Here is a 23,349-nt window from a genome sequence, read left to right as displayed (position 1 = left end):
TATTTTTACTATATAAAAAAATCAACATGTTTCTTGATTTTTTTATATAGTGAAAATGACCTCTTCGATTTACAATAATATCAAGTTAATCGAGAAGCTGATTTGAAGCTTATCGGTCAGGAATATGCGAAATGGACGTTTTAAGCATATCCGCGAAACAAATTGAATATCATATAAGGTAAAGGAGAGGTACGATTATGAGAATGAAAAAAGCAACAGCATTTGGTCTTGCAGCTTTGATGGCAGCTACTATGATCCCGGCAGTTCCGGCTATGGCAAAAGGGGATGACAGTGAAGGCTCTGTTTATTATCTGAATTTTAAACCGGAGCAGGCAGATCAGTGGTCAGACCTGGCAAAGAAATACACCGATGAGACTGGTGTACCGGTTACCGTTGTTACAGCTGCTTCCGGAACTTATGAGTCTACTCTGAAATCAGAGATGGCCAAGGATGAGGTTCCGACACTGTTCCAGGTTAACGGACCAGTTGGACTTGCATCCTGGAAGGATTATTGCTATGACCTGAAAGACAGCGATGTTTATAAAAATGTGGAGAGTGACGATTTCGTACTGAAGGAGGACAGCGGTGCAGTTGACGGTATCGCCTATGTAATTGAAACATATGGAATTATTTACAACAAAGCGCTTCTTAAGAAATACTGTGAGATGGATGGCGCTGTGATCAAGTCTGCAGATGAGATCAACAATTTTGAGACATTAAAGAAGGTTGCAGATGATATCCAGGCTAAGAAAGATGACCTTGGAGTTGACGGTGCATTTACTTCCGCAGGCTTTGATTCTTCCAGTGACTGGCGCTTCAAGACACACCTTGCAAACCTTCCAATCTATTATGAGTACAAAGAAGACGGAATCACATCCACAGATGCGATCAAAGGGACCTATCTTGACAACTTCAAGAACCTGTTTGACCTTTATATCACAGATTCTACCTGTGAGCCAAGCCTTCTTTCCAGTAAGACTATCGATGATGCAAATGCTGAATTTGGTCTTGGAGAGGCTGTGTTCTATCAGAATGGAACATGGGCTTATGATAACATCAAAGATAACGAAGTAGCAGACGAGGATATGGGAATGCTTCCAATCTATATTGGTGTAGATGGTGAAGAGGACCAGGGACTTTGCACAGGCAGTGAGAACTACTGGTGCGTAAACAAAAAAGCAGATGAGAAGGATATCCAGGCAACTCTTGATTTCCTCAGCTGGGTTATCACAAGTGATGAAGGAAGAGAATCTATAAGCCAGGAAATGGGATTTACAACACCATTCAAGACCTTTGATGAGAATTATGAGTCTGCAAATCCGCTTGTAAAAGCAGCCGACGAATATGTAAAAGCTGGTAAAACTCCGGTTTCATGGAACTTTACAACCATGCCTTCTGAAGAGTGGAAAAACCAGGTCGGCAGTGCAATGCTTGAGTATGCACAGGGTACCGGCGAGTGGGATGCTGTGAAAACTGCATTTGTTGACGGATGGGCAAAAGAGTACAAAGCAGCAAATGAAGGCTGATAAGGTATAACTGAAACGTGATCACGAAGGGGTGGGCGGTTTCCGCCTGCCTCTTTTAATGAAGAGAGGATGTGTAAAGTAGGGAAGGATGCATCCTCAGGAGAAAGGAAGAGAAAACATGCAGAATAAGATGATGAAAAAGTATTTTCCGGTTTTTGTCCTGCCTACCCTGCTGGCATTTACCATTGGATTTATCGTTCCCTTTATCATGGGCGTATATCTTTCCTTCTGTAAATTTACCACAGTAACGGATGCAAAATTCGTGGGATTACAGAACTATGTGAAGATTTTTACTGAGGATGGAACCTTTGGACATGCATTATGGTACACCACCGCATTTACGGTTGTATCAGTAGTTCTGATCAATGTGATCGGTTTTGCAGTTGCGTTGCTTCTGACCAAGAAGATCAAAGGAACCAATATATTCCGTACTGTATTTTTTATGCCAAACCTGATCGGTGGAATCATCCTTGGTTATGTATGGCAGCTTCTGTTAAACGGTCTGCTTCTTCAGATCAATAAAACACTTACATATTCTTCTGTTTACGGATTCTGGGGTCTTGTGATCCTGATGTGCTGGCAGCAGATCGGATATATGATGATCATTTACATTGCAGGTATCCAGAATATCCCGGGTGAACTGATCGAGGCTGCACAGATCGATGGTGCGAACAAAGGACAGCTTCTGAAGCATGTGATTATTCCTATGGTCATGCCGTCCATCACCATCTGTACTTTCCTGACACTTACCAACTCCTTCAAGCTTTTTGACCAGAACCTTGCTCTTACAAATGGTGAGCCTTCCAATATGTCAGAAATGCTTGCACTGAATATTTACAATACCTTCTATGGACGTACCGGATGGGAAGGTGTAGGACAGGCGAAGGCCGTGATCTTCTTTATCCTGGTTGGAGCAATTGCCATGATCCAGAATCGTCTCACAAGAAGTAAGGAGGTACAGCAGTAATGAATAAAAAAGTAAAATTCAGCGGTCTGTGGACTGCGATCCTGAGTGTGGTATCTGTTGCTTATATTTTCCCGATTCTTCTGGTTTTGATCAATTCTTTTAAGAAAAAAGCATACATCAGCCGTTATCCTTTTGCAATCCCGACGGATAAAATGTTCGTAGGTCTGGAAAACTATGTAAATGGTCTCACAAAAACCGGATTTTTCCAGGCATTTGGATGGACATTATTTATCACAGTATTTTCTGTTGCGGTAATTCTGCTCTGTACCTCCATGTGTGCCTGGTACATCAACCGTGTTACCAACACGCTGACAAAAACCATGTACATGCTGTGCCTGTTTTCCATGGTTGTACCATTCCAGATGGTAATGTTTACTCTTTCCAAGATCGCAAACATCCTGAAACTGAATACTCCGTGGGGACTGATCATCATTTATCTTGGATATGGAGCAGGACTTGCGGTATTTATGTTCAGCGGTTTTGTAAAATCCATTCCGATCGAGATCGAGGAAGCTGCCATGATCGATGGCTGTACCCCGATCCAGACATTTTTTAAAGTGGTTCTTCCGGTTATGAAACCGACCTGTGTAACTGTAGCGATCCTGGAAACCATGTGGATCTGGAATGATTATCTTCTTCCATATCTGGTACTTGATATCAAGAAATATAAAACCATTTCCATTGCCATCCAGTATCTGAAGGGCGGTTACGGAACCATTGATATGGGAGCGATGATGGGCGTTCTTGTCCTTTCCATCATTCCGATCATTGCCTTCTATCTTGCATGCCAGAAATATATCATTGAAGGTGTGGTTGCAGGAGCTGTTAAGGGCTGACAAATTAGTTGAATAATGTTAAAATGAAAGAAAAACGGCCTGCTCTGCGTGCTTTTACGTGGATCAGGCCATATTTGGCGAGGTGAGGAATGTACAGAGTTTTGGTGGTAGATGATGAAAAACTGGAACGTGACGGAATCCGCTTTCTTCTGTCTATGGAGGAGGGAGAGTGGGAAATTTATGAGGCGGCTAATGGCAAGCTGGCATTAAATGAGCTGAGAAAGCATCCGGTGGATCTGATGCTGACAGATATCAAAATGCCGCATATGGATGGTCTGGAGCTTTCAAAAAAAGCAAGAGAGGAATATCCGGATCTGGAAATTATCATTTTCAGCGGTTATGGAGATTTTGCTTTTGCTCAGGAGGCGATCCGCTATGGTGTGACGGATTATGTACTGAAACCGGTGGATCCGGACCGCTTTCATGACACCATACAGAAGATCCAGAAGGAGATCGCATCCCGGAAAAATAAAGAGCAGCAGTCCATAAAAGAAAAGAGCTTTCTTCAGCAGTATTTTCTGTTGGGCTACATTTATTCCGGAGATCAGGAGCGTCTGAAGGAAGCGGAAGGAATTGTGGATTTTTCTGTCTGGGAGCAGTGGCACTGTGCAATTCTTATTGAATCGGATGAAGCTTTTTTTGATTCTGCCAGTGATGAGGTTCCCCTTGAGATCCGGGAAGAGCTTCGCCGTTCTTTCTTCTATCTGAATCTTAATGGCCGTCAGTCCTTGCTTCTTTTTAAGGATGTGTACTGTGATTATGTCCTTGTGGCAAAAAATGTCTATAATCTTCTGAAGCGCCTTCATCCTGTTCGCTTTCATCTGGCTGTAAGTCGGCGTTTTGACGGATATCAGGAATTGCCGGAAATCATGGAACAGCTGGAGCAGCAGATGGAAGAAAAATTTTATCATCCGGATATCCATGTCTACACCAGCGAGGAGGACGAGGAAAAAAATACCGGAGAAGAGGAGCAGGATTCCAGGCTTATGGAAAAAATCTCAGAAGATATTTCCAGAAAGGATGTGAAGCAGCTGTGGAGCCATTTCCGCAGCCTGGCATCCAAATATCAGTCCAATACCCAGTTTTCGGCCATGTATGTGAAATTTGTTTTTTCCAATGTGATAAGGGAGCTGTTTCAGGAGAATCGTTTTGCCGGAGAGCACAGGCTGGATCTGGAGGTGGATCATCTGTATGGCTGTTCTACCATTCAGGAGATCATTGAGGTTACAGAAAAAAATATCCGCCAGTACGAGGAGTTCCTGGACCGTTCCATGAGCGAATCCAGAGATGAGGTGGCAGCAGTCAAAAATTATATTTACAATCACTATGCGGAAGATCTGAATCTGGAAACACTGGCAGAAAAAGTATATCTTTCTTCCGGCTATCTCAGCTTTATTTTCAAGAAGGAGACGGGGATGAACCTGAATCGTTTTATCCGTGTGTTCCGCATGGAAAAGGCCAAGGAGCTTCTACGAACTACCAACATGAAAGTAGCCATGGTCAGCGAGCAGGTAGGATTTGCCAATTCTTCGTATTTCTGCCGGAGCTTCCGGGAATATTACGGAAGCAGCCCGGAGTCCTATCGGAAAGGAAACAATGAGGATGAAGAGTCTTCTGAAGAAGTATAATAATATGAAATACCGGTACAAGCTGACAAATCTTCTTGTGGTGGTATCCCTGGTGCCGATGACTGTGTTGGCACTGTATAGTCACAGTCGTATGAGTAGTCTTGTACGGAAAAATGAGATGGAGGATATGTACTCCATTTTGGAGCAGACCAGAGAAAACATTGACGGGCAGATCGAAATTTATGCCAGCCTTTTGAATTATCTTACCTATTCTCCTGAAATCCAGGAGGTGATCTTCAACAAAGATATGGATCGTTATACTGCATATGAACAGTATACGGAAGTTGTGGATCCGCTGTTGACGGTGCCGAAATCCTACCACGAAGCAATTCTGGGGATACATCTTTTTGCAGAAAGCATTCCCGTGCGCCATGAATATACCTTGGCTCCGCTTTCAGAGGTTGATGGGGAATGGTGGAGTGACAAATTAAATAATACCGTGACGGTTCAGTGGATCGTGGACCGGGATAATCGTCAGATCGCGGCAGTCAGGGAAATATATGATGGTAAGATCAGGGAGGCTGTGCTCTGTATTTTGTTGGATTACGGAAAAGTATTCCAGCCTCTGGCTAATATTATTGAACGGAATTCCGGAGGCTTTGTGGTGGATGATCAGCAAAATATCGTCTATCATGGAGAAAATCTGGCGGCCAGTGATATTTCAGCACAGAAAGAAACTGCAAAAAAGCTGGATCGTCTGAGGGAAGAATATACCTATGTCAGCAGCAGCGGACATGAAACAAGATGGACCTATTATTTTTACAAACCTCCGGCTGTGATCGAGAGCTCGGTTTCAAAAGTATTGATCAGTGAGATCCCACTGATCGGCTTCTGTGTTGTGATCATCATTGTGCTTGGAATGACGTTTTCTAAGCTGTTTACCAGAAAGATTGAGCAGCTTACCAGAAATATGGAACAGGTGAACCAGGGAAGCCGTGAAGTTACGGTTTACAGTGATTCCGGAGATGAGGTAGGACAGCTGGTGAGAAGCTTTCACCATATGATGGATGAAATTAATCGACTGATCGAAGAAGTGTATGAAAATAAGATCGCTCTGAAGGAATTTGAACTGAAAGCGTTGACTGCCCAGATCAATCCCCATTTTCTTTATAATTCTCTTTCTATTATAAACTGGATGGCGATTAAGAGCCGTCAGAAGGAGATCAGCCGTGTGACACTGGCATTATCTACATTTTACCGGACAGCGCTCAGTAAGGGAGCAGATATGGTGACTGTGGAAACCTGTATTCGGAATATCGAAGCTTATCTGGAAATCCAGCTGATCATGCATGACAATGATTTTAAGGTGGAGTGGAATATCGATCCGTCTGTGCAGCAGGAGTTGGTTCCGAAGCTTGCCCTGCAGCCCATCGTTGAGAATGCTCTGGAGCATGGCCTGGATGTGAAGGAGGAAGGGGAAAAGCTTCTGAAACTTTATTTCTTTGAAGAGAATGGAGATGTAGTGATCCGGGTTGAAGATAACGGAATAGGGATGGAGCAGGAGCAGGCAGAAAAGCTGCTCACATATCAGGCAAAAGGCTATGGTCTTAAAAATGTCAATGACCGTATGTGCATTTTATATGGAGAGAAATATGCCATCCGGATCCTGAGCAAGGTAGGTGAGGGGACAAGCGTTGATATGAGGATCCCGAAAGAGGTAAAAAAAGATGAGACTTAGTCTGGGAAAAACAGTGGTATTTCTGAGTACGATACTGAGCCTGGCACTTTTGACGGGGTGTTCTTTAGGAACTGCAGAAATGGAAAAAACAGATATAGACGTTCTGTCCGAAAAGAACAGTAGGAGCTGGGAACAGGCAGAAACCACGCCTCTGGGGAAATATCCGGAGCTTGTAACTTATACTCTGGGACAGATGAAAGGGGCTAATAATTCTAATCTTCCGGACGGGCAGACTTATGAGGACAATGCATATACCCGGTATCTGAAAAAAACACTGAATATTCAGAATAAGAATGTTTTTATGGAGAGTGAGGAGCGGTATGACGAAGCCCTGAACATCCTGGTCAAAGATCGGAATCTTCCGGATGTTTTTCTGGTGTCGGACAGGGAAACTCTGGAAGAACTGGTTGAAAATGATCTTATCGAGGATCTGACGGAAGTATACAAAAGCTGCGCTTCCGATAAAATAAAGGAAATGTATGAGAGCTATGGAGAGGAACTTTTGGCATCCGGGACTTTTGACGGAAAACTGTATGCACTTCCGGAGACTGCCATTGATGATGGGCAGCAGCTTTTATGGCTGAGACATGACTGGATGGAGCAGCTGGGACTGAAAGAACCGAAGACACTGGAAGAGGCTTTTTCAGTGATCCGTGCGTTTCAGGAAAACCGGATGGGTGCAGAGGATGGTGAAGATCCTGTGGGACTTGTCTGTGATCCGGGACTTGTGGGCACGGCCAGCACCAGCTATTCGGTGGACTCTGTGTTTGAAAAGTTCGGGGCATATCCGCAGCAGTGGATTGAAAATGCAGATGGGGAAATTGTCTATGGATCGCTGACGGAGGAGACAAAGGAGGCTCTGGGGTATCTCAGAGAGCTTTACAGGCAGGGAATACTGGATTCGGATTTTGCTTTACGTGCACAGAATAATATCCGTGATCTTGTGGTGAATGGAAAATGCGGAGCGTTTTTCGGGCTCTGGTGGACTCCGAATAATCCTCTTATGGATGAGTATCGGAAGAATAAAGAGGCAGACTGGGAACCGTATTATCTGACTGCGGATGTAAAGCGGACTGTGGAGGTATACTCTACGTTTCGAGATAATAAATATGTAGTTGTGCGTAAAGGGTATGAGCATCCGGAGATTGCAATGAAGATTTTGAGTGTGTTGTTTGACCATTCCAGATATGAGGCAGAGGATGCGGATGAGATGAACACTTATTTTGCCTTGAATGTGGATCCTACGGCGCGTCCGCTAATGATCAATGTGGATTATAATGAGGCTACTTATATAGTGACAAAGCATATCCGTGAGGTTCTTTATAGTCCGGGCGATGAGAAGACCAGGGAGGATCTCAGTGCCATTGAGGCGTCTTATTTTGATGCGTGTAAGGAGTATCTTGAGGCGGAGGTGCCTTCGGTAGAGGCCTGGGCGGCGTATAAGTCCAGGATCTCGGCGGTGGGGCTTCTGGTGGATGCGAATTACCGTGCTCCGGAGAAGAAGTATCTGGGGGATGGTGACGGGGAGATTCCTCAGACTTTGCGTTTGCTGGAGAAGAACGCATTTATCCAGATCATTATGGGGAGGATGCCTGTGAGCTCTTTTGACTCTTTTGTGGAAGATTGGTATCGTAAGGGTGGAGACAGTCTTACGGAGCGGGTCCGGGAAGGGCTTGTGGACTCGTGAGGCGGATGTATAGAGGGACGCTAGAGGAAGGTGCATTAGTCCGGGGGGGATGTGGTTGAGGGACGCCAGAGGAAGGCGGCTTACTGGACGGTAACTGACGTTGAGGCTCGAAAGCGTGGGGAGCAAACAGGATTAGATACCCTGGTAGTCCACGCGGTAAACGATGAATGCTAGGTGTCGGGGAGCAAAGCTCTTCGGTGCCGCCGCAAACGCATTAAGCATTCCACCTGGGGAGTACGTTCGCAAGAATGAAACTCAAAGGAATTGACGGGGACCCGCACAAGCGGTGGAGCATGTGGTTTAATTCGAAGCAACGCGAAGAACCTTACCAAGTCTTGACATCCTTCTGACCGGAACTTAACCGTTCCTTCCCTTCGGGGCAGAAGTGACAGGTGGTGCATGGTTGTCGTCAGCTCGTGTCGTGAGATGTTGGGTTAAGTCCCGCAACGAGCGCAACCCCTATCCCCAGTAGCCAGCGGTTCGGCCGGGCACTCTGAGGAGACTGCCAGGGATAACCTGGAGGAAGGCGGGGATGACGTCAAATCATCATGCCCCTTATGATTTGGGCTACACACGTGCTACAATGGCGTAAACAAAGGGAAGCGAACCTGCGAGGGTGGGCAAATCCCAAAAATAACGTCCCAGTTCGGACTGTAGTCTGCAACCCGACTACACGAAGCTGGAATCGCTAGTAATCGCGGATCAGAATGCCGCGGTGAATACGTTCCCGGGTCTTGTACACACCGCCCGTCACACCATGGGAGTCAGTAACGCCCGAAGTCAGTGACCTAACCGCAAGGAAGGAGCTGCCGAAGGCGGGACCGATGACTGGGGTGAAGTCGTAACAAGGTAGCCGTATCGGATTCAGCCGATCCAGATCTTTTTTCTGCCGGCTTAGATCACTTTGAAAAACTTTGACACTGAAATTGTGATACAGCTGGAATAAAAGTTCAAAGATCAGGATATTGCAGACGAGAGTCGTATGGTGGAGTAAAAAGATACAAAAAAACGGAGATTTATCGTTATAAAGACTATTGAAAATAAAAGAAGTTTGTAGTAAGGTAGTAGCTACAACGCTTACGAAAGGGAAGACTGTTTCGGGTGGGCAGTCTCCTTTTTGTGGAGAATTTTGGATGAAGAAAAACGAAAAACAAGGGGGGAAGAATTTATGGAGAAGGTAAAAGAGAAATCTTCTTTTTTCCGAAAGTTCGTAGGAGATAAGAGGTTTTATCTGATGGTCCTGTCTATTGCAGTACCGATCATGGTACAGAACGGAATCACAAATTTTGTCAGTCTTCTGGACAATATTATGATCGGTCGTATCGGTACCGAACAGATGTCTGGAGCGGCGATCGTCAATCAGCTGATCTTTGTATATAATCTATGTATTTTCGGCGGGGTGTCCGGAGCGGGAATTTTTACAGCACAGTATTTCGGACAGAAGGATCATGAGGGTGTCCGCCAGACACTTCGTTATAAATTGTGGATGGCAGTGATTCTGACAGCGATCACTATTATACTGTTTCTGACAGCAGGGGGTTCACTGATCAGCATGTATTTAAAAGGTGACGGGACCGCACAGGAGATCAGGGATACTCTTATTTATGGAAAACAGTATTTATGGATCATGCTTCTGGGACTTCCGCCATTTATGATGGTGCAGGTCTATGCAAGTACCTTACGTGAATGCGGTGAGACCGTACTTCCAATGAAGGCCGGGATCGTGGCAGTGCTGATCAATCTGATATTTAATTATCTTCTGATCTATGGTAAATTTGGATTCCCGGAAATGGGAGTAAGAGGTGCGGCTGTTGCTACAGTGCTCTCCAGATATGTGGAAGCCTGCATTGTCCTGAGCTGGACACATAAGCATACAGAAAAGAATATTTTTGCACAGGGTCTGTATTCAACATTAAAGGTTCCGGCGAACCTGACAAAGAAGATACTTATTAAGGGAACCCCGCTGCTTCTGAATGAGACTTTATGGGCAGCCGGAGTGGCCATGCTGACACAGTGTTATTCAGTCCGTGGACTGAACGTGGTTGCGGGATTAAATATTTCCAATACTATCAACAATGTATTTAATATCGTATTTATCGCACTTGGAGATTCGGTAGCCATTGTTGTAGGACAGCTTCTGGGGGCAGGTAAGATGAAGGAAGCCAGAGATACGGACAATAAGATGATCGCATTTTCTGTGTTCTGCTGTACCTGCGTGGCAGCTGTGATGTTTGTAATGGCACCACTGTTTCCAAGGCTTTACAATACCAATACTGAGGCACGTACTCTGGCGAAATATTTTATTATGCTCACAGCATTTTTCATGCCGCAGAATGCATTCTTGCATGCAACATATTTTACTTTGCGTTCCGGTGGAAAGACCATCGTTACATTTCTGTTTGACAGTGTGTTTATCTGGGTGGTAAGTGTAACGATCGCATTTACCTTAAGCCGTTTTACAGGTCTGCCTGTACTTGTGATCTACGCAATGGTCCAGGCAGCGGATATGATGAAATGTGTCATTGGATTTATCCTTGTAAAAAAAGGCGTATGGCTTCAGAATATTGTTTCATAGAATTTTTTGAAATCTTCCGGGAGGGGTGCTTCCAGGGAGATTTCTTTTTTGTCATTTTTGTCATGATGCATGGAAGCCCGGGTGTCGGAAGCAGATTCATCAATTGAAAATGGAAGTTGAAATTTAAGCTTCCATGCGTGGAGTGCAGCCCGGGAAAACGGATTCGATATGTCCGATAAACAGTACAGAGAATCACCCAGAAGAGGATGCCCGAGAGATGCCATGTGTACACGAATCTGATGGGTACGGCCGGTTTTCAAACGGAGCATTACAAGAGAAGCCGGAGCTGCTGCGTCAGGGCCGGTAGATTTCAGAACAGAATAAAGGGTTTCTGCATGTTTGCTTCCGGGAAGCGTGCCATCTGTGGATATGACCATTTTCAGACGGTTATCCGGGTCAGGTGCAAGGGGAACGGAGATCCTGTGAAAAGCTCCATCTTCATCCACAGGCATGAAACCGGAAACTGCAGCCAGATAGGTTTTCTCTGAAATCCCTTCTTCACGCTGGTTCTGTAATCTGGCGGCAGCAGTCTGGTTCCTGGCAAAGAGCAGGATACCGGAGGTTTCTTTATCCAATCGTCCGATAGACCGGACTTTGGTAGGCTCTCCTTTGGAACGGAAATAGGAAGCCACCTGGTTGGCGAGACTGTCACTGTAGTGAGAACCGGAAGGATGAGTGACAATCCCGGCAGGTTTATTTATGGCGAGGATATCCTGGTCTTCGTATATGATCGCCAACTCAGGAAGAAACTGTGACGTTGAAGCCAGTGAATGATAAATGTGAGAATTGACATCAGAACCTGCAAATTCTGAAGTTGCGGAATCAGAATATGAAATTGCGTCTGCGGAGAACTGGAAATTGTGATTGGACAAATTGACAGTAAAGGATGAAGATTCCAGCTGGGCAGAATCCACATCGTCTGCTTCCAGGCATACTATGATCTGATCCCCGGGATAAGCGGTTTCCGTTACCCGGCACTGTTGTCCGTTTTTTCGGATACCACCGGGACGGAACTTCGCCTGGCTGATCTGCTTTTTTGTAAGACCTGCCTGCGTGCGAAGAAAGCGGGAGACAGGTGCCGGAACAGCTGTTTTCGGGATATAGATAGTAAGATAGCGGTTCATTGTGAGGAATCCTCCGATTCTATTAAATTAATAAATATTTACAGGAATTTGGATGCAGGAGATTTTTACTTATGCTGATAATAAAAAACAGCAACTTGAGTCCGATCCCTCAGCTGCAGTTTATCCAGAATGGAACTGAGATAATTTCGTACCGTTCCCTCACTGAGAAACAGTTCTGCGGCAATCTCCTTATTGCTGTATCCGTTGGCAATCAGCCGGATGATATCCAGCTCCCGTTCGCTGATGTTTCTGGAAGCATAATCAAATCCATCGGAAGACTGCAGGAGTTCAGGGATTTTGGATATGATCTCTGTGCCGAATACGGTCTGGCCGGAGTAAACCGCCTGAAGAGCCGGAAGAATGCTGGTATGATCCTGCTTCAGAAGATAACCCTTTGTGCCGAGGCGGAGGGCTTTTACAATATATTCATCATCGGAAAAAGTAGTCAGAAGAAGAATTTTTGCCTCCGGAAATTCGCCCAGGATCTTTCTGGAAGCTTCCAGTCCGTCCATTCCTTTCATACGGATATCCATTAGAAGAATATCCGGAAGATACTCTCTGTACAGAGAGCAGGCTTCTTCACCATCAGAGCCGGTGGCAGTCACTTCGATATCCGGGTTTGCTTCAAGAATGGTTTTTAGTGCTCCTGCAACCAGGCAGTCGTCGTCTACGATTATAATTTTCATGTCAAAATCTCCTGTTTATGAGTTATAAAAAGTAAATTTACAGATCAGAAAAAACAGACGGATCCAATATGCCGGGAAAGTACTTTGATCAAATCAGGAAGGTTTCCGGAAAAGTGAGAAATATCTGTCTGATTCAATTAGAAAAAGATTTCGGGATCGTCACAAAGATCCGAAAACCATTCTCCTGCGTAATCTGGACCGTACCGCCCAGCGCCTTTGCACGGTCACGGATATTGGACAGTCCCATACCACCGGAAGTATTTTTTGCCTTATTGCTGTCTGATCCAGTTTGAATATCCGGAATTCCATTTTCCGGTGTCCCGTTATCCTCAATGCACAATTGATAAAGTGCAGGATGCTCCCGCAGAAGAATATCCACAGAATCCGCATTACTATGCCGCATCACATTGGAAAGCCCTTCCTTTGTAATACTGATCAGACTGTATTTCACCTCTCTTGGAATCTGCCTGGACATATCATAAGTAAGATTCACCGGGCAGAAGGTGAAATCCTTTACAAGTCCTTTTATGGCATCTTCCAGATCTATCGCATCATCATGAAGATCATGTACACTGGAACGGATGCTGTTCATAGCACCGTTCAGGGATTCTTCCAGATTTCCAAGCAGAGGATCAAGAGAATCATTTTTGTTGATGGTTTTGCAGGCAGCAGTCATAAGGATAGAACGGGATAGTACATGTCCCACATTATCATGGATCTCTCTGGCAATTCTGTTTCGCTCGCGCAATGTAGCAGCATAAATCTCGTAATCCTGTTTTTCCAGAAGTGCCTTGTTTTTTTCAGAAAGAAGAAGCGTATGTTCCTCACTGTCATCCCGGATCTGATGAAAATCCTGGTAAAGAGCCTGATATTTTCCGGCATAGAGCCAGAGAAAAAATGAGAGAACGAAACCAAAAATCCCAAGCAGACAAAGAACTGCCGGAAATCTATTGATCTGAAAAACCAGAAATCCCCAAAGTGGAAGCGCAGCCACTGCCAGAGGAAAAAGCCCAGCAGATAAGGTCTGATACAGCAGCAGCGGGAAAAACAGAAGAAGATCCGAAAACCACAGGGAACATAATCCAAAGATCACATAGCTTCCTGCAAGAACCGGAATGATATTTCCGGCGGGTTTCAATACTGGCAAAGAATTGTGTGAACAGGATTCTGTTTTACATACCCTGCACAGATAAGTAATGCAGCAAAGGATCACCGCAAAAAGGAGGGCAAACACAAGAGCCTGATCTGCAGGCACATAAAAAAATGTTAAAGTACTGTATAAAAGCAATAGTATGGAATCTGTAAAATAACGCATAAAAAATATACCCTCCTTTCTCAGAATTACAGCATTTTCCGAAAGTCAGGCAGATAACCGGCTAAAATTATCGTATCCTGTTCCAGGACTGTTCCAGGAGAACCCCTTTTGCTGCACAAATTTCTGAAATCAATGTGTCTTTATTATAATATACCGGTTCCTTCCCTGCAAAGAAAAATCTATCCTTCTGAAAAAGACATGACATTTGTCATTCGCAGGTGGTGACATTCAACACTTGGTGCAGAAAGAAGAAAAGGATATAATGGCATCATAGAAGAAATATGAATTTCTGCGAAAAAGACATAAAAGTCCTGCTTAATGGACTGTAAAAAAGGAGGAAAACATATGCCACAGAGTATGGTCCACATAGAAAATCTGGTAAAACGATACGGTGATCTTACCGCACTGAATCATCTGGAACTGGATATCCGGGAGGGTGAGATCTTCGGATTACTTGGTCCCAATGGCTCGGGAAAGACAACGGCCATCAGCTGCCTTTTGTCACTTCTGAAATATGACAGAGGTGAAATAAAGATATTCGGAGAAGAGATGAAGCCGGACAGCTATAAGCTCAAGGAACAGATTGGGATCGTGCTTCAGAATGTAGCCGTTTTTGATGAGCTGACAGTGCAGGAAAATATCGATTATTTCTGCGGCCTTTACATACGGGACAGGAAACGGAGAAAAGAGCTGGTGGAGGATGCCATTGAATTTACAGGTCTTGAAGATTTCCGCAAAATGTACCCGAAGAAGCTTTCCGGGGGCCTTTTACGAAGATTGAACATTGCCTGCGGGATCGCCCACAAGCCAAGACTGCTCATTATGGATGAGCCGACGGTAGCTGTAGACCCACAGAGCAGAAACAAGATCCTGGAAGGGATCCAGACGCTGAACCACCAGGGCTCCACCATTATCTACACATCCCATTACATGGAAGAAGTGGAGCAGATCTGTACCAGGATCGCCATCATGGATCACGGAAGAGTCATCGCTCAGGGAACAAAGGAAGAATTGAAGCAGATGATCAAAACAGGAGAGACCATCACCGTAGAAGCCATTGCCCTAGAAGAAAAAAATCTCCGGGATATCCGCACACTGGAGCATGTGTTTGATGTGCAGTATGAAAAACAGGTGCTGGTCGTGCGCTGTACCGATGCGAAGCATAACCTGATCCGTCTTCTTAATTATCTGCAAAGCCAGGATATTTCTTTTGGAAGAGTCTTTTCCGAACTGCCTACATTAAATGATGTCTTTCTGGAGATCACCGGAAAACAGCTAAGAGATTAGGAGGGATGGGAGATGTTGCATTTACTGAAATACAGTTTTCTTTCCAAGATCCGGAATTTTAACATTGTATTCTGGCCGCTTGTCTTTCCGCTTGTGCTTGGAACTTTTTTCTATTTTGCATTCGGAAATATCAATGAGGCAGATTTTCAGACGGTTCCGGTGGCAGTGGTGAAGGAAGCTTCTGCGGATACGTTTTTTATGACCTATCTGGATGAAGTGGAAAAAAGCAGTCCGGATCTTTTAAAAGCAGAAGAAATGTCGGAAAAGGAAGCGCTGGAAGCACTGCAGGATAAAAAAGTAGAAGGGATTTATTATGTGGGAAAAGAGCCTTCCCTTACAGTAGCAGGAACCGGAATAGAAGAAAGTATCCTTCAGACAGTTCTCGACAGCTGCGAAAACACCAGAACGACCATCACCAATATCATGAAAAAAATCCGCAGATGGATATGGAAACCATGAAATCCTTGTTAAGTTCCGACAGCCTGGTAAGGGAAGTCTCCCTTGGTGGCCGGACCATTGACGGAAATGTGCAGTTCTTTTACGCACTGATCGCCATGGCCTGCCTGTATGGATGCTTTATCGGATTTGGCTCTGCGATCGGGATCCAGGCCAATATCACACCTCTGGCAGCCAGACGGTGTGTAACGCCGACCCACAAGCTGAAGCTGATCCTTACAGACCAGCTGACATCTTTTTCTCTGGGCTATGTGGACGTGATCATTCTGATCCTGTATCTCCGGTATATTCTCAATCTGGATTTTCAGGGACAGATGGGAAAAATGCTGGTGGTATCTTTTTTCGGAAGTCTCATCGGTGTATCTATGGGAATGTTTATAGGCAGCTTCGGAAAAATGCAGGAAGGCGTCAGAATCGGGCTCATGCTTGGAATCTCTATGGTAAGCAGCTTTCTTGCCGGACTGATGAACGGAAATATGAAGGATATCGTGGAAAAAAGTGTTCCGTTTGTGAACCGGATCAATCCTGCATCACTGATCTCAGATGCGTTTTACTGTATCAATGTATATGATGATATGACCAGATACTATAGAAATCTGATCACACTGGCGGTAATGTGCGTGGTGCTGGTGATGGCATCCTTTTTCATGGTCAGGAGGGAACGTTATGACAGTATTTAAAGGCTATATGAGGATCATGAAAAAAAATACAGGTCTGATTCTCCTGTATCTGGGCATTTTTTTCGGAGTGACAATGGCACTTCAGGCAGCGGCCGGTAAGGAAACTTATACCAGCTATGAAAGCGAAAAAATAAAGATTGGAGTGGTGGATAAAGACAACGGACCACTTGTAGAAGGACTGGTAAAATGGCTTGAAGGTACGCATCACGTGACCATGCTGGAGGATAACAGGGAGAAGCTTCAGGAAGAGCTTTTTTACAGAAATGTAGAGTACATCGTGGTGATTCCTGAGGATTTTTATGAGAACTGTATGGTAAACGGTGAAAGTATTTCTGTGACCAAGGTGCCCGGATCTTATTCGGCATATTATGTGGATCAGCAGCTTGAGAGCTGCCTGAATACAATGCGGACATATCTGAAAGCCGGTTTTTCCCAGAAGGAAGCGGCAACAGCGATCCTGGATAAAAAAAGAGGAGAAGTCACCATGCTGGATACAGATGAAAACAGTGGTACGTCCGGATGGCTCTATTATTTCCGATATATTCCATATCTGTTTCTTGCATTACTTTGCTATGTGATGGGATATGTTCTGATGGCTTTCAAAAAAGACGATATACCAAAGAGAATGCAGGCATCTGCGATCTCTGCAAGACGACAGAGTCTGGAAGGGCTTCTGGCCATGTTTGTGATGGGTGGGGGCTTATGGGGAATCGGTATGGCTGGAGCCATCCTTATGTATGGAAAAACATTTCTCAGTTCAGAAAATTTCGGATACTATGTACTGAACACTCTGGTAATGATGGCAGTGGCACTTTCACTTTCCTATCTGATCGGTCTTTTTGTAAAAAATAGCAACATGTTAAGCGGGATCGCAAATATCCTGTCTCTTGGAATGTGCTTTCTGTGTGGTGTGTTTGTTCCCATGAATATTATGGACAGAAACGTCCTGAAGGTGTCTCAGTTTCTTCCTGTGTACTGGTATGAAAACGTAAATGAGACTCTTGGAAGTTATAGTCACCTAACAGGTGAGGCAGTTGTATCGGTGTGGAAAGGCATTGGACTGGAAGCTATGTTTGTGGTAGTTTTTGTCTGCATGATCCTGGCAGTGACCAGATATCAGCGGCAGAAATAACAGAAAATAATAGCAGATGGCTGTTAATTATGGTAGGATATAGCTGATAAAGATGATTTGCGGAGAAAAAACATGAAGAAAATACAAGTTTTAATAAAACCACAATGCAATGCAGAAATTCAAAATCAGTTTGCAACAAAATTCGGAGATCAGTGCGAATTTACATTTCAGGGCAAAGAAACTGAGGATGCGATCGCAGCAGCAGAAGTAGTGATCGGAGAGCCAGAGGAAGAAGAAATCCTGAAAGCAGAAAATCTTCGCTGGATCCAGCTGACCTGGGCCGGTGCGGACAAATATACAAAAATGAAAGCATTCCCGACAGGAGTTACATTAACCAATGCTTCCGGCGCTTTTGGAAAGATCATATCAGAATATGTGATCGGGAATATCATTGCGCTGTACCGTGAACTTCCGAACTACTGGAAGAACAAACAGAAACACCTCTGGGTACAGAATAGACCATCAGAAACCATATATGGAAAAAACATTCTCATCCTGGGAACAGGGGATATAGGAAGAAATATTGCCCATAGAATGAAAGCGTTTGAAACGCATGTGACTGGAATAAAAAGAACTGCAGTCCCGGAGCATTTGCAGCAGATGAAAGAGTTTGATGAGGTATATGATCTGACAGCGCTGGATCAGCAGCTTCAGAAAGCGGATATTGTGATCGGCTGTCTCCCGGGAACACCGGAAACAAAAGGCCTTCTGAATTACAAACGGCTGTATTCTATGAAAAAAGATGCAATTCTGGTTAATGTAGGAAGAGGAAGCCTCATTCCAACAGAAGACCTGATCAGAGTACTGGAGGAAGGCCACTTAAAAGGAGCGGTCCTGGATGTATTTGAAACAGAACCATTGCCGGAGACATCACCTCTTTGGAATATGGAAAACGTCCTTATCACTCCACACATTGCAGGCCCGAGTTTCGGTGGAAACGCTGAAGTCCAGGATATGATCTGGAACATCTGCATGGAAAATATGGAACGATATCTGAATGGAAAAAAATTAAAAAATATTGTCCGGTTAAAGGATGGGTATTAAATAAATTTAAGAAAGAGGCAGAGTGCATAATGATAACACGCCAGAAACTGATCGATCAGATAGAAAAATACAAGCCATATAATGAGCAGGAAGAAAAAGATAAAATCCTGATCCTGGACTGGATCAGAAATAATGAGAATGCTTTTTCCAGGGAAAATGCAGTAGCCCATATGACAGCTTCTGCCTGGGTAGTAAACAGAGAACGGACGAAAGTCCTTATGGTATATCACAACATATACAATTCCTGGTCCTGGCTTGGAGGACATGCAGATGGTGAGACGGATTTACTGTCCGTTGCTGTCAGAGAAGTAAAAGAAGAGGCAGGGATTTCCAATGTTCATCCGGTGTCAGAAGAGATTTTTTCCCTGGAATCCCTGACTGTAGACGGCCATATGAAAGAAGGGAAATATGTATCCAGCCATCTGCACTTTAACCTAACATATCTCCTTGAGGCAGATTCAGAAGAGGCTGTTTCCATAAAAGCAGATGAAAACAGCGGTGTAGCCTGGTTTTCACCGGAAGAAGCATTGATGAGATCAACAGAACCGTGGTTTGTGGAACATGTTTATATTAAGCTTTTGAAGAAAATGAATCTATGTTATAATGGGGTAAAGACAAAAGAGGTTTGACATTGACTGAGCAAATACGAAAAGCCGGAGGAGGCATAGAAAAATAAGATGAAATGTCCATATTGCGGAGGCGAAATGTGTGAAGGCCAGATCCATTCCTTCAATTCAGGAATAGAATGGAGGAGCAGAGGTGAATCTATGCGATTAAACACCGAAAGAGGCCTGTCGAAAATGCTATATGGTGATCGGATCGAGGCTTATCGCTGCGAGCATTGTAAGAAGATCCTTATATCTTATGAATGATCTTCTTATTGTAATGCAGGATATAGTTTTGCAGGGATCGATGGGAAGCAAGGTTAAAATAAAAGAATAAAGGACTGGATTGTATGAAAATGCAGTCTTTTTTTTATTCATAAGGAATAGGTAAACTGTTAGCTGAGAAAGGGGGAAACAAACATGAAAAATTATTCAGAGGATTCGGACAGACAGTATCACATTCAGGTAGCAAAAGGAGAAGTGGGACGTTACGTTATTTTACCGGGAGATCCGAAACGCTGCAAAAAGATCGCACAGTATTTTGATGATCCGGTTTTGTTAGCAGATAACCGGGAATACGTAACATACACCGGAACACTGGACGGAGTGAAGGTAAGTGTGACATCTACCGGAATCGGCGGACCGTCCGCTTCTATCGCAATGGAAGAGCTGTATCGGTGCGGGGCTGATACATTTGTACGCATCGGAACCTGCGGTGGAATGCAGCCAGAGGTAAAAAGTGGTGATATTGTTGTTGCAACGGGCGCGATCCGTATGGAGGGCACCAGCAAAGAGTATGCACCTATTGAATTCCCGGCAGTGGCAAATCTGGAAGTGATCAATGCACTTGTGGAAGGAGCAAAGAAAGAAGGATGTGAATTCCACACAGGTGTGGTACAATGTAAGGATTCCTTTTATGGCCAGCATGAGCCGGAAACCAAGCCGGTCAGCTATGAACTGATGAATAAATGGGAAGCGTGGAAACGTCTCGGCTGTCTTGCGTCGGAGATGGAATCCGCTGCTCTTTTTATAGTGGCAAGCCATTTAAAAGTACGTGTGGGCTCCTGCTTCCTGGTGCTTGCAAATCAGGAAAGAGAAAAGCTGGGTTTGGATAATCCTGTGGTACATGATACCGATAAGGCGATCCAGGTTGCAGTACAGGCGATCCGTGAACTGATCCGTGCAGATCAGGCACAGAAAAAAGAAGAATAACGTATACATGCCTGATTCAGGAAAGGTGGGAAAATTATGGAAGAAAAACAGATCAAAGAAATGATCGATCTGGCGATCAGACAGATGGACTATTCCTATGCGCCATACTCACATTTTCATGTAGGGGCGGTACTTCTTGCAAAAAACGGTACCTATTATACCGGATGTAACATAGAAAATGCTGCCTATACTCCAACAAACTGTGCGGAAAGAACTGCTTTTTTCAAAGCGGTCAGTGAAGGCATGAGAGACTTTCAGGCAATCTGTATCGTTGGCGGCAAGGATGGTGTTCCTACAGAGTATGCAGCACCCTGTGGAGTATGCAGACAGGTTATGATGGAGTTCTGTGATCCGGAAACCTTTCAGATCATACTGGCAGTCAGCAGAGAAAAATATGATATCTTTACGTTAAAGGAACTGTTGCCATTTGGATTTGGACCGGATAATCTGAAGAAACTGAAGTGATAAGCGCATGTGGATACGTGCAGAGATTTTCACGATATGAATGCAGTGAGAAGTAAAATATTGAAAAGTGATCGCCCGGATGTTGATATGACAGGCCGGGCGATTACTTTTTCTGCCATACAATAAAAAACGCTGAAAATCCTTAATTAAGGTTTTTCAGCGATTCTAATAGCAGGGGATGAGAGAATCGAACTCCCACCAAAGGTTTTGGAGACCCCTATCATACCATTTGACCAATCCCCTATATTAAATTGTGTTTTCATCACTGTTGCAATTATACATATAAAATATACAATTGTCAAGAGATGAGAGTGCTTTTTGTATAATAAAATATAAATAAAATTCTTCCTGTCATAAATCGGCAGAAAAGCGGAGATGGAGGGATTTGAACCCTCGCGCCGGTTGCCCGACCTACCGCATTTCGAGTGCGGACCCTTCAGCCACTTGGGTACATCTCCGGATGCAAACCTTTATTATTATATAAGGTATCCGGAGAAAGGTCAATCTTTTTTAAAACTTTTCTTTTTTGTATTATTGACGAATCTTCCAGACTATAATATGATAATGAGATAAAGTGTACAGACAGAAGTGGATGTGCAGAAATGGAGGGAATTATGAGCGATAAGAAATCTGCGATTCTCAGGGCGGCGAAGGGTCTTACTGAGAATTATGCTTCAGAAGAACTTTTTATGCCGAAGAGCGGCAGACGTCTGCCGAACCGTTCGGTGATCATTGATATAGTAAGAGATCTGAAATCTATTGTATTTCCGGGATATTTCAGTACGGATACCAGTGCTACCGTATTTCCGGAGTATTATGTGGGACACAGACTGAATGATCTTTATGACAGATTGAAGAATCAGATCGAGATCGCACTTCTTTATCACGGGGAGGAACCGGAAGAAGCAGCAGCTCATGCAGACAGAACTGCATGTGGATTTTTTGAGCAGCTTCCTGAGATCCAGAGACTGCTTCTGACAGATGTACAGGCTGGTTTTGATGGTGACCCCGCAGCCAAGAGCAAGGAAGAGATCATTTTTTCATATCCGGGATTATTTGCTATCTACGTGTATCGTCTGGCACATGTTCTTTATAAAGAAGAAATCCCATTTATCCCGCGCGTGATGTCGGAATATGCTCATGGCCGTACAGGAATCGATATCAACCCGGGAGCGACCATCGGAGAGTATTTCTTTATCGATCATGGTACCGGTGTGGTTGTAGGTGAGACTACAGAGATCGGAAATAATGTAAAACTGTATCAGGGAGTGACACTGGGAGCGCTTTCCACAAGAAAGGGACAGCAGCTTGCCAATGTAAAACGTCATCCGACGATTCGTGATAATGTAACGATCTATTCTAATTCCACAGTGCTCGGTGGTGAGACGGTTGTAGGAGAGAATACGATTATAGGTGGTAATACTTTTATCACAGAATCCATTCCTGCAAATACCAAGGTCAGTGCAAAAAGTCCGGAGCTTGTGATCAAGAAACCGAAGGCCCAGGTTTCTGCCACAAATGTATGGGAGTATTGATAAAAAATCCAATAAATAAAAAAAATAAAAAAAATAAAAAATTTCAAAAAACCTGTTGACAAATAAAACAGCATGCTATATACTAATCATCGTTGCAGCGGTCAAGCGATCGGTAATCACCGAAGCGACGATGCGCGGGTGTAGTTCAATGGTAGAACACCAGCCTTCCAAGCTGGATACGTGGGTTCGATTCCCATCACCCGCTTATGCGATAGTGGCGTAGTTGGTAACGCGCGACCTTGCCAAGGTCGAGACCGCGGGTTCGAGCCCCGTCTATCGCTCTCATCGAAGGATGAAGATTTATAATTTCATAACTGCGGGTGTAGTTCAATGGTAGAACACCAGCCTTCCAAGCTGGATACGTGGGTTCGATTCCCATCACCCGCTTGTGCGATAGTGGCGTAGTTGGTAACGCGCGACCTTGCCAAGGTCGAGACCGCGGGTTCGAGCCCCGTCTATCGCTCTTCGGAACTCTGAGGATGATCAGAGTTCTTTTTTGTTGCGAAAAAATCCTCTGCTTTATTTTTATGCAGCAGAGGATTTTTCGCGTTATGTGTTACTGCGTAGCTTATTCAGTTGTTTCACCCTGATCGATCAGAGTATAGAAGGTCAGAAGATAAAGCCCGCATAAGCCTACAAGTCCGTAGATGATCCGGGAGAGCCAGCTCATGCTTCCGAACAGGAATGCTACCAGATTAAAATTAAAGAAGCCGATCAGACCCCAGTTTATGGCACCGACCACAGCAATGGTCAGGGTGAAGTACTGCAGATATTTATTTGACATAAGTCACCATCCTTTCGTTATACAGGAAATAGTTTTTCATGGAATCAAAAAAATATACACAGGAATGAGAAAAAGAAAAACGGAAATTTCTGCCAGCCATGAAAAAATCATGAAGGAGAAATTTCCG

At 44.3% G+C, this 23,349-nt stretch carries 20 protein-coding genes, 6 tRNA genes, 1 pseudogene and 1 other annotated feature; of the genes and pseudogenes, 21 read left to right on the top strand and 6 right to left on the bottom strand.

Features of this window, described 5'->3' with window-relative positions; translation table 11 throughout:
• Positions 1-197 precede the first annotated feature (197 nt).
• The 7 genes and pseudogenes from NQ489_RS12920 to NQ489_RS12895 all read left to right on the top strand — a co-directional run bounded on the left by NQ489_RS12920 (position 198) and on the right by NQ489_RS12895 (position 10,897).
• The gene (locus tag NQ489_RS12920; RefSeq protein ID WP_021650828.1) at positions 198-1,526 is read left to right on the top strand and encodes an ABC transporter substrate-binding protein; all 1,329 of its coding nucleotides are present in this window, start codon (positions 198-200) and stop codon (positions 1,524-1,526) included.
• A gap of 118 nt (positions 1,527-1,644) precedes the next feature.
• The gene (locus tag NQ489_RS12915) at positions 1,645-2,493 is read left to right on the top strand and encodes a carbohydrate ABC transporter permease (RefSeq protein ID WP_110104281.1); all 849 of its coding nucleotides are present in this window, start codon (positions 1,645-1,647) and stop codon (positions 2,491-2,493) included.
• On the top strand, positions 2,493-3,329 hold the full coding sequence (locus NQ489_RS12910; RefSeq protein ID WP_021650827.1) for a carbohydrate ABC transporter permease: 837 nt from the start codon (positions 2,493-2,495) through the stop codon (positions 3,327-3,329). The genes NQ489_RS12915 and NQ489_RS12910 overlap by 1 nt, the downstream gene beginning before the upstream one ends.
• Before the next feature lie 89 nt (positions 3,330-3,418).
• Entirely contained in the window at positions 3,419-4,957 is a 1,539-nt protein-coding gene (locus tag NQ489_RS12905) for a response regulator transcription factor (protein WP_059085412.1), read from the top strand.
• The gene (locus NQ489_RS12900) at positions 4,932-6,635 is read left to right on the top strand and encodes a sensor histidine kinase (protein ID WP_021650824.1); all 1,704 of its coding nucleotides are present in this window, start codon (positions 4,932-4,934) and stop codon (positions 6,633-6,635) included. The genes NQ489_RS12905 and NQ489_RS12900 overlap by 26 nt, the downstream gene beginning before the upstream one ends.
• Positions 6,625-7,752: pseudogene (locus NQ489_RS17990) on the top strand (extracellular solute-binding protein); the annotation flags it as partial. The gene NQ489_RS12900 and the pseudogene NQ489_RS17990, both read left to right, overlap by 11 nt.
• A 471-nt stretch (positions 7,753-8,223) precedes the next feature.
• Positions 8,224-9,206, top strand: a sequence feature (16S ribosomal RNA rRNA prediction is too short).
• A 284-nt stretch (positions 9,207-9,490) separates the two neighbouring features.
• Positions 9,491-10,897, top strand: coding sequence for an MATE family efflux transporter (locus tag NQ489_RS12895; protein ID WP_044961660.1), 1,407 nt, complete (start codon positions 9,491-9,493; stop codon positions 10,895-10,897).
• On the opposite strand, the gene NQ489_RS12890 is transcribed toward NQ489_RS12895, so the two are convergent.
• From NQ489_RS12890 to NQ489_RS12880, 3 genes are all read right to left on the bottom strand, one after another.
• Positions 10,879-12,021: an RluA family pseudouridine synthase gene (locus tag NQ489_RS12890; RefSeq protein WP_021651844.1), complete on the bottom strand. Its 1,143-nt coding sequence runs from the start codon at positions 12,019-12,021 to the stop codon at positions 10,879-10,881. The two genes, NQ489_RS12895 and NQ489_RS12890, sit on opposite strands and share 19 nt — an antisense overlap.
• Before the next feature lie 65 nt (positions 12,022-12,086).
• Positions 12,087-12,707 carry a response regulator gene (locus NQ489_RS12885; protein WP_021651843.1) on the bottom strand — a complete coding sequence of 207 codons (621 nt, stop codon included), beginning with the start codon at positions 12,705-12,707 and terminating at the stop codon, positions 12,087-12,089.
• A 133-nt stretch (positions 12,708-12,840) separates the two neighbouring features.
• A complete protein-coding gene (locus tag NQ489_RS12880; RefSeq protein ID WP_044961657.1) occupies positions 12,841-14,022 on the bottom strand; it encodes a sensor histidine kinase in 1,182 nt (393 codons plus the stop codon).
• A 357-nt stretch (positions 14,023-14,379) separates the two neighbouring features.
• On the opposite strand from NQ489_RS12880, the gene NQ489_RS12875 reads away from it, so the two are divergent.
• The 9 genes from NQ489_RS12875 to NQ489_RS12845 all read left to right on the top strand — a co-directional run bounded on the left by NQ489_RS12875 (position 14,380) and on the right by NQ489_RS12845 (position 20,903).
• Positions 14,380-15,309 (top strand): ABC transporter ATP-binding protein, encoded by a 930-nt coding sequence (locus NQ489_RS12875; RefSeq protein ID WP_044961680.1) that lies wholly within the window; start codon positions 14,380-14,382, stop codon positions 15,307-15,309.
• Between the two features lie 12 nt (positions 15,310-15,321).
• Positions 15,322-15,768, top strand: coding sequence for an ABC transporter permease (locus tag NQ489_RS17660; RefSeq protein WP_015524315.1), 447 nt, complete (start codon positions 15,322-15,324; stop codon positions 15,766-15,768).
• On the top strand, positions 15,765-16,445 hold the full coding sequence (locus NQ489_RS17655) for an ABC transporter permease (protein ID WP_227945535.1): 681 nt from the start codon (positions 15,765-15,767) through the stop codon (positions 16,443-16,445). The genes NQ489_RS17660 and NQ489_RS17655 overlap by 4 nt, the downstream gene beginning before the upstream one ends.
• On the top strand, positions 16,432-17,577 hold the full coding sequence (locus NQ489_RS12865; RefSeq protein WP_021651837.1) for an ABC transporter permease: 1,146 nt from the start codon (positions 16,432-16,434) through the stop codon (positions 17,575-17,577). Before NQ489_RS17655 ends, NQ489_RS12865 begins: the two co-directional genes overlap by 14 nt.
• Before the next feature lie 72 nt (positions 17,578-17,649).
• Positions 17,650-18,621, top strand: a complete 972-nt coding sequence (locus NQ489_RS12860) for a D-2-hydroxyacid dehydrogenase (RefSeq protein WP_021651836.1) — start codon at positions 17,650-17,652, stop codon at positions 18,619-18,621.
• Between the two features lie 29 nt (positions 18,622-18,650).
• Positions 18,651-19,250 carry an NUDIX hydrolase gene (locus tag NQ489_RS12855; protein ID WP_021651835.1) on the top strand — a complete coding sequence of 200 codons (600 nt, stop codon included), beginning with the start codon at positions 18,651-18,653 and terminating at the stop codon, positions 19,248-19,250.
• A gap of 48 nt (positions 19,251-19,298) precedes the next feature.
• A complete protein-coding gene (locus NQ489_RS17985; RefSeq protein WP_227945534.1) occupies positions 19,299-19,493 on the top strand; it encodes a PF20097 family protein in 195 nt (64 codons plus the stop codon).
• 153 nt (positions 19,494-19,646) lie between these two features.
• A complete protein-coding gene (gene udp, locus NQ489_RS12850) occupies positions 19,647-20,438 on the top strand; it encodes a uridine phosphorylase (protein WP_021651833.1) in 792 nt (263 codons plus the stop codon).
• Positions 20,439-20,474: 36 nt separating this feature from the next.
• Positions 20,475-20,903: a cytidine deaminase gene (locus tag NQ489_RS12845; protein ID WP_015524321.1), complete on the top strand. Its 429-nt coding sequence runs from the start codon at positions 20,475-20,477 to the stop codon at positions 20,901-20,903.
• Positions 20,904-21,075: 172 nt separating this feature from the next.
• Here NQ489_RS12845 and NQ489_RS12840 read toward each other — a convergent pair.
• Together NQ489_RS12840 and NQ489_RS12835 are read right to left on the bottom strand one after the other, a co-directional pair.
• Positions 21,076-21,146, bottom strand: a tRNA-Trp gene (locus NQ489_RS12840).
• A gap of 127 nt (positions 21,147-21,273) precedes the next feature.
• A tRNA-Ser gene (locus tag NQ489_RS12835) sits at positions 21,274-21,361 on the bottom strand.
• A 156-nt stretch (positions 21,362-21,517) separates the two neighbouring features.
• Here NQ489_RS12835 and epsC point away from each other — a divergent pair.
• The 5 genes from epsC to NQ489_RS12810 all read left to right on the top strand — a co-directional run bounded on the left by epsC (position 21,518) and on the right by NQ489_RS12810 (position 22,901).
• On the top strand, positions 21,518-22,438 hold the full coding sequence (gene epsC, locus NQ489_RS12830) for a serine O-acetyltransferase EpsC (protein ID WP_022426729.1): 921 nt from the start codon (positions 21,518-21,520) through the stop codon (positions 22,436-22,438).
• A 134-nt stretch (positions 22,439-22,572) separates the two neighbouring features.
• Positions 22,573-22,643, top strand: a tRNA-Gly gene (locus NQ489_RS12825).
• 3 nt (positions 22,644-22,646) lie between these two features.
• Positions 22,647-22,719: transfer RNA gene (locus NQ489_RS12820), tRNA-Gly, on the top strand.
• A 35-nt stretch (positions 22,720-22,754) separates the two neighbouring features.
• Positions 22,755-22,825, top strand: a tRNA-Gly gene (locus NQ489_RS12815).
• Positions 22,826-22,828: 3 nt separating this feature from the next.
• Positions 22,829-22,901: transfer RNA gene (locus tag NQ489_RS12810), tRNA-Gly, on the top strand.
• A 105-nt stretch (positions 22,902-23,006) separates the two neighbouring features.
• On the opposite strand, the gene NQ489_RS12805 is transcribed toward NQ489_RS12810, so the two are convergent.
• Positions 23,007-23,222, bottom strand: a complete 216-nt coding sequence (locus NQ489_RS12805; RefSeq protein ID WP_021651831.1) for a DUF378 domain-containing protein — start codon at positions 23,220-23,222, stop codon at positions 23,007-23,009.
• Between the last annotated feature and the right edge of the window lie 127 nt (positions 23,223-23,349).

The sequence above is a fragment of the Blautia sp. KLE_1732_HM_1032 genome (genome assembly GCF_025147905.1).
GTDB lineage: Bacteria > Bacillota > Clostridia > Lachnospirales > Lachnospiraceae > Blautia_A > Blautia_A fusiformis.
Note: the sequence above shows the minus strand (reverse complement) of the source record. Positions and strands in the feature narration are given on the sequence as shown.

What these genes read in the sequence shown, in the direction of transcription:
- NQ489_RS12900 (WP_021650824.1), top strand. Translation starts at nt 4,932, where the DNA reads ATGAAGAGTCTTCTGAAGAAGTATAATAATATGAAATACCGGTACAAG.
- NQ489_RS12875 (WP_044961680.1), top strand. Translation starts at nt 14,380, where the DNA reads ATGGTCCACATAGAAAATCTGGTAAAACGATACGGTGATCTTACCGCA.
- NQ489_RS12860 (WP_021651836.1), top strand. Translation starts at nt 17,650, where the DNA reads ATGAAGAAAATACAAGTTTTAATAAAACCACAATGCAATGCAGAAATT.
- NQ489_RS12865 (WP_021651837.1), top strand. Translation starts at nt 16,432, where the DNA reads ATGACAGTATTTAAAGGCTATATGAGGATCATGAAAAAAAATACAGGT.
- NQ489_RS12890 (WP_021651844.1), bottom strand. Translation starts at nt 12,021, where the DNA reads ATGAACCGCTATCTTACTATCTATATCCCGAAAACAGCTGTTCCGGCA.
- NQ489_RS12805 (WP_021651831.1), bottom strand. Translation starts at nt 23,222, where the DNA reads ATGTCAAATAAATATCTGCAGTACTTCACCCTGACCATTGCTGTGGTC.
- NQ489_RS17985 (WP_227945534.1), top strand. Translation starts at nt 19,299, where the DNA reads ATGAAATGTCCATATTGCGGAGGCGAAATGTGTGAAGGCCAGATCCAT.
- NQ489_RS12895 (WP_044961660.1), top strand. Translation starts at nt 9,491, where the DNA reads ATGGAGAAGGTAAAAGAGAAATCTTCTTTTTTCCGAAAGTTCGTAGGA.
- NQ489_RS12910 (WP_021650827.1), top strand. Translation starts at nt 2,493, where the DNA reads ATGAATAAAAAAGTAAAATTCAGCGGTCTGTGGACTGCGATCCTGAGT.
- epsC (WP_022426729.1), top strand. Translation starts at nt 21,518, where the DNA reads ATGAGCGATAAGAAATCTGCGATTCTCAGGGCGGCGAAGGGTCTTACT.
- NQ489_RS12885 (WP_021651843.1), bottom strand. Translation starts at nt 12,707, where the DNA reads ATGAAAATTATAATCGTAGACGACGACTGCCTGGTTGCAGGAGCACTA.
- NQ489_RS17660 (WP_015524315.1), top strand. Translation starts at nt 15,322, where the DNA reads ATGTTGCATTTACTGAAATACAGTTTTCTTTCCAAGATCCGGAATTTT.
- NQ489_RS12905 (WP_059085412.1), top strand. Translation starts at nt 3,419, where the DNA reads ATGTACAGAGTTTTGGTGGTAGATGATGAAAAACTGGAACGTGACGGA.
- NQ489_RS12880 (WP_044961657.1), bottom strand. Translation starts at nt 14,022, where the DNA reads ATGCGTTATTTTACAGATTCCATACTATTGCTTTTATACAGTACTTTA.
- NQ489_RS12855 (WP_021651835.1), top strand. Translation starts at nt 18,651, where the DNA reads ATGATAACACGCCAGAAACTGATCGATCAGATAGAAAAATACAAGCCA.
- NQ489_RS17655 (WP_227945535.1), top strand. Translation starts at nt 15,765, where the DNA reads ATGAAATCCTTGTTAAGTTCCGACAGCCTGGTAAGGGAAGTCTCCCTT.
- udp (WP_021651833.1), top strand. Translation starts at nt 19,647, where the DNA reads ATGAAAAATTATTCAGAGGATTCGGACAGACAGTATCACATTCAGGTA.
- NQ489_RS12915 (WP_110104281.1), top strand. Translation starts at nt 1,645, where the DNA reads ATGCAGAATAAGATGATGAAAAAGTATTTTCCGGTTTTTGTCCTGCCT.
- NQ489_RS12920 (WP_021650828.1), top strand. Translation starts at nt 198, where the DNA reads ATGAGAATGAAAAAAGCAACAGCATTTGGTCTTGCAGCTTTGATGGCA.
- NQ489_RS12845 (WP_015524321.1), top strand. Translation starts at nt 20,475, where the DNA reads ATGGAAGAAAAACAGATCAAAGAAATGATCGATCTGGCGATCAGACAG.